This is a genomic window from Nostoc sp., assembly GCF_036917935.1.
In the GTDB taxonomy this organism is placed as follows: Bacteria; Cyanobacteriota; Cyanobacteriia; order Cyanobacteriales; family Nostocaceae; genus Nostoc.
The window spans coordinates 158,014-172,357 of record NZ_JBALEL010000060.1 but is presented as its reverse complement, the minus strand read 5'-3'; the positions used below and the strand labels follow the sequence as shown (position 1 = coordinate 172,357).

At 42.9% G+C, this 14,344-nt stretch carries 15 protein-coding genes; 9 read left to right on the top strand and 6 right to left on the bottom strand.

Going from position 1 to position 14,344, the window contains the following annotated elements; genetic code table 11:
* The first annotated feature begins 526 nt into the window (after nt 1–526).
* The 8 genes from V7K62_RS25925 (at nt 527) to V7K62_RS25890 (ending at nt 9,624) form a co-directional block, all read left to right on the top strand.
* Nucleotides 527–1,660, top strand: coding sequence for a substrate-binding domain-containing protein (locus V7K62_RS25925; RefSeq protein WP_334869170.1), 1,134 nt, complete (start codon nt 527–529; stop codon nt 1,658–1,660).
* 492 nt (nt 1,661–2,152) lie between these two features.
* On the top strand, nt 2,153–3,109 hold the full coding sequence (gene nifH / locus V7K62_RS25920; protein ID WP_334869168.1) for a nitrogenase iron protein: 957 nt from the start codon (nt 2,153–2,155) through the stop codon (nt 3,107–3,109).
* Nucleotides 3,110–3,486: 377 nt separating this feature from the next.
* Entirely contained in the window at nt 3,487–4,902 is a 1,416-nt protein-coding gene (gene nifE / locus V7K62_RS25915) for a nitrogenase iron-molybdenum cofactor biosynthesis protein NifE (protein ID WP_334869166.1), read from the top strand.
* Nucleotides 4,902–6,212 carry a nitrogenase iron-molybdenum cofactor biosynthesis protein NifN gene (gene nifN, locus V7K62_RS25910; protein ID WP_334869164.1) on the top strand — a complete coding sequence of 437 codons (1,311 nt, stop codon included), beginning with the start codon at nt 4,902–4,904 and terminating at the stop codon, nt 6,210–6,212. Before nifE ends, nifN begins: the two co-directional genes overlap by 1 nt.
* A 197-nt stretch (nt 6,213–6,409) precedes the next feature.
* A complete protein-coding gene (locus tag V7K62_RS25905) occupies nt 6,410–7,441 on the top strand; it encodes a type I restriction endonuclease (RefSeq protein ID WP_334869162.1) in 1,032 nt (343 codons plus the stop codon).
* An 84-nt stretch (nt 7,442–7,525) separates the two neighbouring features.
* Entirely contained in the window at nt 7,526–7,894 is a 369-nt protein-coding gene (locus V7K62_RS25900) for a hypothetical protein (protein WP_334869160.1), read from the top strand.
* 124 nt (nt 7,895–8,018) lie between these two features.
* On the top strand, nt 8,019–8,381 hold the full coding sequence (locus V7K62_RS25895; RefSeq protein WP_334869158.1) for a hypothetical protein: 363 nt from the start codon (nt 8,019–8,021) through the stop codon (nt 8,379–8,381).
* 640 nt (nt 8,382–9,021) lie between these two features.
* Nucleotides 9,022–9,624: a hypothetical protein gene (locus V7K62_RS25890; RefSeq protein WP_334869156.1), complete on the top strand. Its 603-nt coding sequence runs from the start codon at nt 9,022–9,024 to the stop codon at nt 9,622–9,624.
* 77 nt (nt 9,625–9,701) lie between these two features.
* On the opposite strand, the gene V7K62_RS25885 is transcribed toward V7K62_RS25890, so the two are convergent.
* Nucleotides 9,702–9,836 carry a hypothetical protein gene (locus V7K62_RS25885; RefSeq protein ID WP_334869154.1) on the bottom strand — a complete coding sequence of 45 codons (135 nt, stop codon included), beginning with the start codon at nt 9,834–9,836 and terminating at the stop codon, nt 9,702–9,704.
* Nucleotides 9,837–9,877: 41 nt separating this feature from the next.
* Between V7K62_RS25885 and V7K62_RS25880 the strand changes: the two genes are divergently transcribed.
* Entirely contained in the window at nt 9,878–10,063 is a 186-nt protein-coding gene (locus V7K62_RS25880; protein ID WP_334869152.1) for a hypothetical protein, read from the top strand.
* Nucleotides 10,064–10,219: 156 nt separating this feature from the next.
* On the opposite strand, the gene V7K62_RS25875 is transcribed toward V7K62_RS25880, so the two are convergent.
* From V7K62_RS25875 to V7K62_RS25855, 5 genes are all read right to left on the bottom strand, one after another.
* The gene (locus V7K62_RS25875) at nt 10,220–11,362 is read right to left on the bottom strand and encodes a WD40 repeat domain-containing protein (RefSeq protein ID WP_334869150.1); all 1,143 of its coding nucleotides are present in this window, start codon (nt 11,360–11,362) and stop codon (nt 10,220–10,222) included.
* Between the two features lie 64 nt (nt 11,363–11,426).
* On the bottom strand, nt 11,427–11,582 hold the full coding sequence (locus V7K62_RS25870) for a hypothetical protein (protein ID WP_334869148.1): 156 nt from the start codon (nt 11,580–11,582) through the stop codon (nt 11,427–11,429).
* A 287-nt stretch (nt 11,583–11,869) separates the two neighbouring features.
* The gene (locus V7K62_RS25865) at nt 11,870–12,085 is read right to left on the bottom strand and encodes a transposase (protein WP_334857800.1); all 216 of its coding nucleotides are present in this window, start codon (nt 12,083–12,085) and stop codon (nt 11,870–11,872) included.
* 219 nt (nt 12,086–12,304) lie between these two features.
* On the bottom strand, nt 12,305–12,895 hold the full coding sequence (locus V7K62_RS25860) for an NAD(P)H-dependent oxidoreductase (RefSeq protein WP_334869146.1): 591 nt from the start codon (nt 12,893–12,895) through the stop codon (nt 12,305–12,307).
* 104 nt (nt 12,896–12,999) lie between these two features.
* Nucleotides 13,000–14,148 carry an aldo/keto reductase gene (locus V7K62_RS25855; protein WP_334869144.1) on the bottom strand — a complete coding sequence of 383 codons (1,149 nt, stop codon included), beginning with the start codon at nt 14,146–14,148 and terminating at the stop codon, nt 13,000–13,002.
* Between the last annotated feature and the right edge of the window lie 196 nt (nt 14,149–14,344).

Here is a 14,344-nt window from a genome sequence, read left to right as displayed (position 1 = left end):
AGCCGATTTATTGGCTGCAAAGATTTTTGAAAATAGTATTATTACATCACTCACAAGCCACTGAAGCTTTGAAGGCGTGTGAACTAGATTTTCAGCTATTTACCGAACAGGTGTATGAAGCACAAGGAATAAACTCATAATCTGTATAAGTAATATCATGTTCGCTTGATTACTTATTAAACGCAAAGAACCCCACACGCCAGATGCTCCACTTGAACTGTATTAAATACTACGATTTACCAATTAAACTGGTAAAAATCTTCTGCTAGACAAATGCTCTGTTTATCGGAATTTGGGGCTTTTGAGCGATAATAGCAGGTAAAAAGTAACCAACCGCAAAAATAATTGGCGCTTCGCAAGCAAATTGGCAATTGATGTGATAGTCTTTTTATATGGGGAATCAAGACAGCGAAAGCACAGTCATGTCGTCAAAGAGAAATCATATAAACTCAAAGACCACACTTTCGCCTTGGCAGATGCAATGTTTAAATCCGCAACGGCTTTTAGAAACTAACAGACGAAGCCAATGAAGCAGGATAGTGACCTCCGTAATAACTTGAAGTCGATTAGAACTCGCTTAGGCATGAGCCAACAAGATTTGGCTAACATCGCTAATGTGACTCGTCAGACTATTAGTGGTGTAGAGTCGGGACTATATGCTCCCTCAGTAGCCATAACACTTCGCTTGGCCAAAGCGCTTGGCTGTCAAGTTGAGGATCTATTCTGGTTAGAGCGGGATTTACCTGAAATTGAAGCAGTTCTTGCCAAACCTATTCCTAATGGCCAACAACTGCGAGTTAGCATAGCTCGTGTAGGAGGACAATGGATAGCTTATCCCTTGATTGGCAAGGATGCTTTTCGCCAAGATATGATTCCGGCTGATGGTGAAGGCACAAGCCTTACAGGTACAAATAAAGTTCGAGTCCGTCTTTTAGACGATAATCTCGACACACTTCACAACACGGTTGTGATTGCTGGTTGTGCCCCTGTGATTTCACTATGGGCAAGAGCCACCGAACGCTGGCATCCCCAACTGCGAGTCCAATATAACTTCGCCAATAGCATGGCTGCATTGCACAGTCTATGCAGAGGTGAGGCGCACATCGCTGGGATGCATCTGTACGATCCTGAAACTGGTGAGTATAATACTCCCTTTGTTCGAGATGTTCTGGCTGGGAGGGAAGCAGTTCTGATTACCCTTGGTGTCTGGGAGGAGGGACTTTTGTTGAAGTCAGGGAACCCGATGGGAATTAGAACAGTTAATGACTTAGTTGCTGGGGGAGCGACTATTGTTAACCGCGAAATAGGTTCTGGTAGTCGGATGCTTTTGGAACAAACACTCCAAAAAGAGCAGATACCGTTCGATGCTGTTCAAGGCTTTGATAATATACTCAAAAGTCACCAAGATGTAGCCCAAGCTGTAGTCAGAGGAGTTGCCGATGCTGGTATGAGTACGGCATCTGTAGCTACTGCTTTTGGGCTGGGATTTATCCCCTTACATCAGTCACGTTATGATTTGGTGATTCTCAAGGAATATTTAGAAGAAGCACCAGTGCAGCAGTTGCTCAGTACTTTGGGACATCGGATGGTTCACTCACAATTTGAAATTCTCGGCGGTTACGATATTAGTAAAATCGGGGAAGTTGTAGCGACTGTTTAAAGTGGATTGCAATGGTTGGTTGTGTGGTTAAAGGAAAACTCTGCGTAAATTTAAATTCCTGCTGCAACCACTCTTTAGGTATGAGCAACCTTCAGGAGATGACAACAACTGATAACTCGTAATTCGTAATTCGGATTGAATTTGGGTTTCCAGCTTGTCATCTGTAGCTTTCTTTTTCCCAATTGGTATTACTACCGTCAGAGAAATCATTTGAGTGAGCAGATGGTAATACTTGCAATATTCCTTGAGTGATGTCTTATCGCTCTAGCCATTAGTCAGAAAAAACAATGACTAATGGCCAATGAAAACTGACCAAAACTTGAATATGTTCTTTCTTCAGACTCTTTTTGCTGTAGAACGAGCGCCTCCAACGACGTTCTACATAAGGTCACTGCTGTAACTTGACAGCACAAGTACCTCCGGTAGGCACAAAATGCCAACGCCTCATAAACCGACAGACTCACCAAACAAACAATTACAGGATTAATCATCATGTCCGACGGCAAAATTAGACAAATTGCTTTCTACGGTAAAGGCGGTATCGGTAAATCTACTACCTCGCAAAATACCCTCGCATCTATGGCGGAAAAGGGTCAACGCATCTTGATTGTGGGTTGCGACCCCAAGGCTGACTCTACCCGATTGATTCTGCACTGTAAAGCCCAAACCACCGTGTTGCACTTAGCTGCTGAACGGGGCGCTGTGGAAGATATCGAACTCGAAGAAGTGGTAATCACTGGCTTCCGGGATATCAGATGCGTAGAATCTGGTGGGCCAGAACCTGGTGTAGGTTGCGCCGGTCGTGGTATCATCACCGCCATCAACTTCCTCGAAGAAAACGGCGCTTACGCAGACGTAGATTTCGTATCCTACGACGTATTGGGCGACGTTGTGTGTGGTGGTTTTGCTATGCCAATTCGTGAAGGTAAAGCCCAAGAAATCTACATCGTTACCTCCGGTGAAATGATGGCGATGTTTGCAGCTAATAACATTGCTCGTGGCGTTCTCAAATATGCTCATACTGGTGGTGTGCGCTTGGGTGGGCTGATTTGTAATAGCCGTCAAACTGACCGGGAAGACGAACTGATTAGCACCCTAGCTGCCAGATTGAATACCCACATGATTCACTTCGTCCCACGTGACAATATCGTGCAACACGCCGAATTGCGCCGGATGACAGTAAACGAGTATGCACCTGACAGTAAACAAGCTAATGAATACCGCACATTAGCGGACAAGATTATCGGCAATACAAATCTTACAGTTCCCACACCCATCGAGATGGATGAGCTAGAAGATTTGTTGATTGAGTTCGGCATCCTTGAAAGTGAAGAAAATGCTGCAAAAATGATTAGCCAAGCAGACGCTGCTAAGAAGCTAGAAGACGTTCAAGGCGAAGCACTAGAAGCAGTGAAAAAAGGAAACGTAGAAATAGTTTCCGGTAGCTAGAAGAAGTAAGGTTCTTGTTTAGACTCCGGTGCTAAATACAGAGTAAATATTAGGTGGGCTATTCTTGCCCACTTTCTCACCAATCTTTTAAAATGGAGGTAATCGAATAGCTAATCTTAACCTCTGAGTATTTTATCCTCACCGTATTAACACTAATCTACTAAAGTATACACAGCGGAATTAATACTTTAATAGTTTAGTTAGTGTTTTTTTATCCTTCTCTAACCTAGTTGATGTTTATATTTTAGGGAATGATAAATTCTCTTTCTCATTCCCTTTTATTCCATGTTTTAGATACATTAATAAATGGAAGTCCTATAAAAGCCTTTGGGAATTCAATTAACATCTAACAAATTCTACCTATTGTCACCAAACAAATGAATCCCACATCAGGAAAAATCAACGATTCACTCAGTGACTCCAATTCCGAAGATGCTCGTCAGCAGCAGATACAAAAGAAAAAAAAGTCTTCCACACAATTACCCCAACCTGGAACTACTCAAGGGAGTTGCGCTTTTGATAGTGCAATGATTACCCTAGTACCAATCACCGATGCTGCTCATGTAGTTCACGGGCCAAGCGGCTGTGCTGCCAGTATTTGGGGAAGTTACAGCAGTCTCTCCTCTGGTTCGATGCTGTACAAAATACGCTTTACCAGCGACATCGATGAGAACGATATCATCTTCGGTGGAGCCAAAAAGCTGTACAAAGGCATTTTAGAATTAGAAAGACGCTACAAACCTGCGGCAGTATTTGTTTACTCCACTTGCATCACCGCCCTGATTGGAGATGACATCGAGGGAGTTTGCAAAAATGCCACTGAGAAAACAGGAATACCTACTATCCCTGTACATTGCCCTGGATTCATTGGGAATCAAAATTTGGGCAACCGTGTCGCTGGTGAAGCGTTGCTAGAACACGTTATTGGAACAGCTGAACCAGAGAATAGTACACCTGATGACATCAACTTAATTGGTGAACATAATATTGCAGGTGCAATATGGAATGTTCTACCGTTATTGGAGAAATTAGGTATTAGAGTTTTGGCAAAAATTACAGGCGATGCTGTCTACAAAGAAGTTTGCTATGCACATCGTGCCAAACTTAACGTGTTACTCTCTTCCAAAGCACTAATCAATATGGCAAAAGGGATGGAGAAAAAATATGGCATTCCCTATATTGAAGAGTCTATCTATGGTATAGAGTCAATCAATCAATGTTTAAGGAATATTGCTGCAAAGTTAGGTAATTCTGATTTGCAGGAACGTACAGAAAAACTAATTGCAGAAGAAACTGCTGCAATAGATGAAAAACTCGGTCTGTATATTACCCGATTGCAAGGTAAGCGCATTATCCTTTCTATTGGAAGTTTCAAGAGTTGGTTAATTATCTTTGCGGCTCAGAAATTAGGCATGGAAGTTATTGCTATTCTTAATAATAATAATACTGAGGAGGATAAACTTAGAGTCAAAAGTTTGCTGGGTCAAGATGGCATAATTCTAGAAGAAAATAGTCATCAAGAAATTTTACAGATAATTAACGAAAATCAAGCTGATATGTTAATTGCTGATAAACGCCATCAAGACACCTCTCTCACTGCTAGGATTCCATTCCTAGATATTAATCAAGAACGCAATCATCCTTATGCAGGGTATGTAGGAATTTTAGAAGTAGCACGAGAATTGTATGCCGCTTTTTACAATCCTGTATGGGAGCAAGTATACCAGCCAGCCCCGTGGGATGAGGATGAGGGAGCAGGGGAAGTAAGAAATTCTCCAGAGGAGGACATCTAATGGCAATTATTAGTGTTACGAGTACATCAGTTGCAGTTAATCCCCTGAAGCAAAGCCAAACTGTGGGTGCAGTTTTAGCCTTTTTGGGGTTGAAGGGAATCATGCCTTTATTACACGGTTCTCAAGGCTGTACTGCTTTGACTAAGGCAGTATTAGTACAACATTTTCGTCAGGCGATTCCCCTTTCCAGTACGGCGATGACCGAAGTTGCAACCATTTTGGGTGGCGAGGAAAGGGTTGAACAAGCAATCTTGACTTTGGTGCAGAGATCCAAACCAGAAATTATCGGTCTTTGTAGTACTGGACTCGTGGAAACTAGAGGGGATGATATGGGGCGCTTTGTTAAGGAGATTCGCCACCGTCACCCAGAACTGGATTATTTACCAATTGTGCTTGTCTCTACACCAGATTTCAAAGGTACATTACAGGATGGCTTTGCTGGTGCAGTTGAGAGTATAGTCAGAGAAATCCCCCAAAAAAGCTCTAAGCAAGACGCTTCTCCCACGCAAATCACTATTTTGGCGAGTTCTGCCTTCACACCGGGGGATATACAAGAAATCAAAGAGATTGTCACTTCCTTTGGACTTGTACCTATTGTTGTACCTGACCTTTCTGGCTCATTAGATGGTTATATAGAAGATTCTTCTAGTGCGATCACAGCTGATGGCACAAATGCAGCACAGTTGCGCTCAATTGGCAGTTCTGTATTCACTTTGGCACTAGGTGATAGTATGCGGGGTGGGGCGCAAATTTTGGAGCAGAGATTCAATATACCTTATGAGGTATTTGGTGAACTGACGGGACTAGTAGCAGTAGATAAATTCCTGCAAGCATTGGCGGATATCAGTGGTGTCAGCGTACCGGATAAATATCGCCGTCAACGCCGTCAGTTGCAATATGTGATGTTGGAAAATCACTTTTACTTTGGGTGCAAGCGAGTTTCTTTGGCACTAGAACCAGATTTACTTTGGTCAACAGTTTCTTTTTTGCGATCGCTAGGAGTTGAGATTCACTCAGCAGTGACAACGACACGCTTTCCTCTGCTAGAAAAACTTCCGATTAAGAGCGTTACTATCGGCGATTTGGAAGACTTTGAGCAATTGGCGGTTGGGTCTGATTTACTAATTACCAACTCTCATGGAGTTGCGATCGCTCAACGCTTAAAAATTCCTCTCTATCGTCAAGGAATTCCCATTTTTGACCGCTTAGATCATGGTCAGTTTACCAAGGTTGGCTATCGAGGTACTATGCAACTTTTATTTGACATTGGCAACCTGTTTTTACAGGGGGAAACAAAGGTTAGGCATTAATACAGAGCCAATTCTAACTGTTTATCGCAACATTACCAATATTATTGGTAATGTGTAGTGCAAGATACAATCTTGCCGATCAAGTTCAGCTTTGATAGTTACTATCAAGTCGTATACTCCATCGAAAATATACCAACCAATGCTGATCAGCTCGTGCCTAGCTGCTGCATTGACTCAAATTAAGTCTTTTACTGTTCATGAATCCAGCACAGCTAAAAAAAACAATTGCCAAAGCGAGTCGTATTACAAGAAAGCTTCGCCGACATTTTGATTTCACACAATCTGCGATGCCTGGGTTGGGCGTACCCTTACTCAAAAGCCAGCTACGCATTGGCAAAGCCTCTGTCTCCCACAGGCTACACGAACAAAGAGAAGCGATGCCTGTGGCAGGCAAAGCGATCGCACCATATTTGCTTACCTGGTTCGAGGTTATTGGCTATACAGTTTTATTAGAGTCAGACATTGCTTTGGGTAAGCACCAGATCGGGCGGAGTAGTTATAGTGATGTAGTTTTGTATCAGCGCCTTCATAGTGCTTTGCAGAAAATTAACCCGACAAAACCGGATGAGGCGATCGCCGCAGCTATCCATCAGGTTACTTGTACAGAGAGTTCCGATTTGCTGGAAAATAACCACCGCTTTCACAAATTATTGACCGATGGTGTGCAAGTTGAATACCTGTATAACGAAGAAATAGTTCATGACAAATTATGGCTCATTGATACGTCTAATCTACTGAACAATGATTGGCTAGCTATTCATCCCTTGACTGTAGTTGAGGGGAGTTATGCTCACTATCCTGATGTAGTTGTCTTTATCAATGGTTTACCCTTGGCAGTTATTGTCTCGATTCAGTCAAGTGATGAACAGGCCACTTTCAAAGCAGGTTATCAGCGAATTCAGACCTACATTGAACAAATACCAAAGCTGTTTGATTACAATACATTCCTAGTTATTAGTTATGGAAATCGGGCACGAGTCGGTACATTAACCTTAGACTGGCAGGAGTTTTTACCCTGGCGTACCATTGATGGCGAGGACTTTCCTGCCAAGGGCGCAACTGAACTAGAGGTGCTAATTCAAGGCATTTTTGACAAACGGCGTTTCCTAGAGCAAGTATTGCACTTGATAGTGTTTGAGAAGAACGAAACCAGCATGAGTAAAAAATTGCTTCGCCGATCTTTTTGTACTACACAGTATCCCAAAAAATCTTCGCGCCAAGGCTGGTAAGTGCTGAGTTATCAGTGATTAGTAAAAAAACTAATTCACAATTAAAAATTCCCAATTGCTACTTTCAGCATGAAAGTTATAACTATGAACACAAGTTGGTATGAACAAGAGCTAATCAAAGAATTCCAAACGGTAATTGCTCATTCTTTCCCACAAGTCGAGGAATTGCTAAAACACTGTCATGTTAAACTCATCGAGTCTTATTGGGGAAGACCTCGTGTTCACTTTCTGCCATACTTCACAATTTATTGCCCTGACAATCTGATTGCTGCTGTCAAAGCCCAGATATCTATACTCAGAGAAGTAGCAGAATATGTGGGATTAGTTGAGGTTGTCTGCCTAAATGCTACACATCTGCTGCGAGATCCGATGTCGAAGGTAAAGCAGACAGATCCGCGTTTGTGGTTAGAACTGCAATGGCTTGCAACACAAAAACAAGAACACTTGCTATGAAAACCAGATTTTGGGTGAAACTACAAAAATGCTTGTTGCGCCATCTTTGAGTAGATGGCGTGATTAAAACACGCAGAAGCATTGTATTTTTTGACCAATAATTCCCAATCCCTAGTTATTTACTATGAATAAATCCCCCCTTCCCGCAGATGATTTGCCTCCAACTGGAGCACCTATACTTAACGAGTTATTCTACAGGCAATTAGAAGAAGCTACTTGCAGACGATTTTACCAAGCCTGCGGCCCAATTATGCGAGTTTTACTATCAAATTGTCACTGGTATTTCAAGATAAATACTAGTCCTCTGATGTTAGTCATTATCTGTTATGACATAGAAAGTTATCTGCATATCGTTGATGCTATTCCCCAGTTCATCAAAAAGTTGAAGCAGTTTTCCAACAAAGCCAAAATTCACTTTTTTACACCAAATGATCAAGGAGAACCTTGGGAAATGGAGATTGAAGAAACATCAGATGATGAAGCCTAGTCAAGGAGGTGAATAGGCGAAAATTTGGTATTAACCAAGGCAGTAGTATTTCACTTTTTTGTTACAGGACTTCACTCTTGATAATTTTCAGTTACTTCTCTTCAAAATTTTAATTAAGTAATATTGCTTTTACCGCGATCGCTTACTTCCCTATTCTTAACTTCAATTACCAAAACTACTTCTATATCTACTTTCTAACCTTCTACTCTAAGAGGATGTTTGAAAAGTGGTCGGCTGTGATATCAGGCACTTATCGATCCCCCCTAGCCCCCCTTAAAAAGGGGGGAAACGGAATCAAAGTCCCCCAATTTATCGGGGGATTTAGGGGGATCTAAGAGTATTTGATACATCACTAAGGACTTTTCAAACATCCTCTAAGGAATGGATTGTACAGGGATTGACCCAAGCAATGCCAACCTTAAAGATTGAACAGTATTTTGAGGCGAAGCCTTACCGTCGCGCTTTACAGCTTCAACCGAGAATCTTTTGAATTTAATTAAACTAGTGCAATAAGGCAGCTATGCTGAAGGCAGAAGGTAAGAAAGCTTGTTTTATAAGCTTTTTAACCTTTTTCAACTGGATAGTTATTTACGCCCTTCTGTAAAGAGCAAATTCTTCATTCTCTAATAATTATCAATCTATGCCTTATAGTAAATTCACTCTTCAAAAAGCTGTAGAGGATTTCCAACTGACAATCGTTGAAGGGGGTCGTTTCCTGCCAGAAATTCCCTTACTCACCCCTACCTCTTTGCTAGTGGATATTCTTAAAGAAACGATTCCCTGGGCGATCGCAGTGAGTAGCGAGAAAGCCCGTTCTGAGGGCATCATTAATCCTGTGTTACTGGAAGTGAAACGCCAACTCAAAGGACAGATTAGCGTTTTCTCTGGCGAGGAATTCAATGTAGAACCGGAGGCTGAACTGACTGGCTATGTTGACTTTCTCATTAGTCGTTCCCCAGAACAGCTATTTATCAAAATTCCTGTGGTTATCCTGGTGGAAGCCAAAAAGGAAGACCTGAAACCAGCGCTAGGTCAATGCCTCGCCGAAATGGTTGCAGCTCAACGCTTTAACCAACAAAAGCAACAGCCGATTTCGACGATTTACGGAACGGTGAGTAGTGGCACAGTTTGGCGGTTTCTGAAGCTGGAAGAGCAATGCGTTACCATTGACCTTACAGATTACCCCCTGCCTCCGGTTGAGCAAATCTTGGGTTTTCTCGTTTGGATGGCGCAGGAGAGCTGATCGTCAAGACAGAAGAGTAGGAAAACATCAAATTTGTATTGTCAGACAAAATAGCCTCTCGGAGGCGATCGCGCTTTTCATCGCCAAACCAATTTATAGGCGATCGCCTGGGCAAAAAACAGCGCACAGTAGCTGTCGTAGTCTACCCATTCACAATCTTTCAACTGAGACAAAATTGCCAAGTGAGTCGGCTGTAATTCTAGTACATCCATACACTCACTGGTTGAAAAGATATGTTTAAGTGCGGGAATAGTTGACTCTCCACCAAACTTCACTTGACTTTGGCAAAGCAGTAGCACAACATAAAAGTCTTCTGCTGCTAATCTCTCACTTGCGATCGCAATATCCTAATTTGTCTCACTTGGAAGCCGGGAATATCGCCCAATGGCTGCAAGAGAGAAAAGATGGATTATTTGAAAAGCTACTAATCACAAAATAAATATTGCACCACAGTCCGTAAAAGCACGGATTTTAAAAAAGCTATTCTGACTCGTACTTTTTGAGCGAGAATACCCCTAGTTAAAGTTAAGTTCTGTATCCGTAAACAGCTTCTCCTTTTAGAAGTTCCCGTGCGCCAAGAATAGGGCTAATGCAGTTATTTAATTTGCCAAATATGTATAGTGCTATCCTCATTACTACTAGCGAGGGTTTTACCATCTGGACTAAGAGCAAGCCCTAAAACAGAACTGGAACCATCCCTCCATGTATGCAATAATTTCCCCTGCTCTAAATTCCACAGTTTAATAGTGCCATCATAATTGCCGCAGATCAGAATTTTTCCATTGGGGCTAATCACAAGAGATTCAACTGAACTAAAGTTATCAGCAAACTCATGCAGCAGTTTTCCAGTTTGAAGATTCCATAACTTCAGAGTACTAATTGCACGATTTCGAGAAACTAACTGACCAAAACTACCAGTAACAAGCTTTTTACTATCTGGAGTAATGGCAATAGCATCAACTCCGGTTTTGTGCCCTTTGAGAATATGGCGTGTTTTTTTAGTTTGCAAATCAATCAGCTTAATTGTATTGTCATCGCCACCCCCAGTACTCACAAGGGTTTGCATATCAGGGCTAAATGCAACTTTACTCACAAATCCTGACTGTGCAGTAATGGTATCAAGCAGCTTAAGCGTGTGTAAATCCCAAAGCTTGATTGTGCCATCGTCACTGCCACTAGCAATCAATTTACCATCTGAACTAATCGCAACGGTTTCTACTGGTTGGGTATGCCCACTTTCGCTATCAAGCATAAGGAAAGTGCGTAAATCCCAAACCTTCATTGTTGGGGTGGTTATCCCACCATTTACAATCCGCTTACCATCTGGACTAATCGCAATTGAAGTAACACCATCTGAGTGAGCGTCTAAACTACGCAACAATTTCCCGGTACGTAAATTCCAGAATTTAATTGTATCATCTCTACCTCCACTAATCAGGGTTTGCCCATCTGGGCTGATCGCAACTGCTCGAACACCAAAAGTCACTTTTTTATGCCCAGTTAGTGTATGAACAAGTTGAATGTGTGGTTGGGACTGAGTAATTGTACTCTTGCCTATGGGAAGATTTGAACTAGAAGAATGTACATCAATAACAGTGATATTTACTGCAATCGCTAAAGCTATAATGACTGGTTTGGATTTGAGAAAATTCAATAATTTCATGGTGTTGAGGAACGCAATTACATAACATGATTCCCATTGGATGGACGCGATGCCTACGGCGGGCGGGTACGCCATCGCACCCAATCTGATAGACCACAGTCAAACACTGGGTATAAGTTAATAATATAAATACGGTTTCCTAGTGATTAGAAAAATCATCATTTATCATTGTTTCAATCACAATACCGCCAAATCGAGCTTCTTCAGCCCAGCACCTCACTCCGGCAATGTAGCAAATCTGGCTTTCGTACTTCTCTTTAGTTTCAGTAACAATTCCCTCAAATCCTCCACTCATTGAGGTATTAAAGAAACTCAACTTTCGTCCCTGAGCATCACTTACTTTGCTATAGCAAGTATTACAAACTGCGCGTGGATATCTTGAAAAATATCGAGTTGGGGTCGAACAGATTGGGCAAGTATGAAATTCAGTATTACTCATATATCTTTTACTTGAAAAAACTCCATCCTATGACTTGCAGATTACTCAAGCCCACTACCTATATCGTCAACAACTGCTTGGCTTGGGTCACGCTCACATATCATAGTTACAGCAGTTTGCGAACAAACCAGCCACAAAAAGAGCTATCTAATAGGCTCAAAAAATAAACCACAATGATTAAACCAATTAAGAGCATTTTCATCAGTAATAGCATTAACAGCCATAGTGATGATTTCATCAAGAGCGTCAGATGTGCAAGCCTTAGCAGAACGAAGAATTTGTTTTAATTTTGACCAACATAACTCGATTGGTGATAAATCAGGGGAGTATGGAGGCAAAAACTTAACTGTCTTCTCCAACAGATTCTATTAAGCTAGCCAGCAAAAAACAATTCAATGTCACGTCTAGACTGCTGTATGTGATTGCGGTTTAACGTTCCGCTTCACCCGACGCTAATAACCTCTCGAACTTGCCAACAGCCTTGATACGGTCGGGTGCAAGCGGGTTGTTGGGCAGCAGTTGGAGTGTTACGGTTGTCACTTGCTTTGGAAGCAATTGGGTTGGCTGCTCACCGACAATCACAGAACGTATTTAGCCAAATGCGCCTTAAGACGCTCGATGTCATGCTCAATGCCACCTTGCTTCAGTACGTCGTGACAAGAGAAAGAAGGAAGGATTTCTACGCCACAGAACTTGTAATTTGCGGTGTTGAACATGAAAAAATCGTCCACCGATTTGCCCGCAAACAGGAACTGCCTCTCGTCGTTTAAGGCTTCAGCAGGGGCGTTCCAAGTCAGAGAGAGCATATATTTTTTGCCTTGCATTAGGCCGCCTGTCCCGTACTGTTTTGTGGGGTCGCTGCGTGTCCGACCGTCATTTGCTACCATCTTCTGCTGAAGAAGTCCAGCATTGAAAACTTCGTCTACGTACTTTTTATAAATCCAAGGATTTCCGAACCAGTAGACCGGTGACTGAGTGATGATGACATCAGCCCAAAGATGCTTTTCAACTTCTTCGTCAATGTCGTAGCCGTTTTTAATCTCTGTTAATCGGACTTCATGTCCGTTCTGTTCTAACTCTTCTCTAATGACTTTAGCCAGGAAGTCATTGAGTTTTCCTTCGGACATTCCGGCAACAGGCTGAGAAGCGTTGATGATGAGTGTTTTCATGGTGGATGCTAAAGGAAAGTTTAGTCTAAAGCAAGTTGAACTGCAAGAACGCAAGCGATTGAATCAAGCGCCCTTGCATCCCTATTTTGCTGCTCAACGACTGGTCACAGCTCAATGATCTGCCTATGCATTTCATTCAGTCGGCCACCATGCACTTTGATTTTGGCGAAAGCTGCTTCGAGTTCACGAATATCCGCAGGCGTCAGATCAACATTGATGGCTCCCATATTCTCTTCCAAGTGATTGAGGTTGCGTGTGCCTGGAATAGAAACAATAAAGGGTTTCTGCGCGAGGAGCCAAGCCAAGGCAATTTGCGCCGGTGTCGCGTATTTTCTATCCGCAAAGGTTCGGAGTACGTCCACAATCGGAGCATTGTCCGCCAAGTTTTCTGGAGAGAAGCGCTCCATCGCGAATCGAAGGTCGGCTTTCGGGTCGAACTTTTTGAGAGCGTCGATTTGCCCGGTCAAATAGCCCATGCCAACCGGCCCCCACGGAACGAAGCCAATTCCCAACTCCTCACAGGCTTTCAGCACGCCGTTTTTTTCGGGACTTCTTTCCATGAACGAGTACTCGCTTTGGATGGCTGCGACCGGTTGAACCGCGTGTGCCCGACGGATTGTTTGTGCGCTCGCCTCAGAGAGACCGAAATGCAGAACTTTTCCCGCTTGAATGAGTTCTTTAATCACACCAGCCACATCTTCGATGGGCACTTTGGGATCGACTCGGTGCTGGTAATAAAGATCAATGCGGTCGGTTTGGAGCCGCTTGAGCGAGGCTTCAACCACTTTTTTGATGTGCTCCGGTCGACTATTCAGACCACCTGAACCATTTGCAACGTCAAAACCGAATTTGGTTGCGATAGCTACCTTGTCGCGGAAAGGCGCGAGCGCTTCTCCAACCAGTTCTTCGTTCGTAAAGGGGCCATAAACTTCGGCTGTATCGAAGAACCTGACGCCTTTTTCATAGGCTGTGCGAATGACTTTAATGCCCTGATTTCGGTCTGCGGCGGGGCCGTAGTTGGCACTAATGCTCATACAACCGAAGCCTAATTCCGAGGCTTCCAACTGTCCGAGTTTTCGTGCTTTCATTTTATTTTCTCCTCCAACGCGCGGCTGTTGCGCTGATACGGCTCGCGTCAATGGCGCGACGGACAATCCTGCCCCGAAAAGGGCAGTAGTAGCCAAAAGGTCACGACGACCGAGTACTCGGTGATCCCTAAGATTCGATCCGGTTTCCCGTTTGTTCTTGTTCATAAATATCTCCTTGCATTCCCTTGCGGTTGAATTGCTCGGTGCGTTGAACCGTCGAGAGTAACTTCTGCTTACAACAAATATTCTATGATTCATGAAACGGATGGCGATATGAAGATTCTGGAAAACGATAGGTAAATTCTCCAAACTTTTAGAAATTAATTGTGTAGCGTCGCGTCCAACAGATAAGATGAACTCT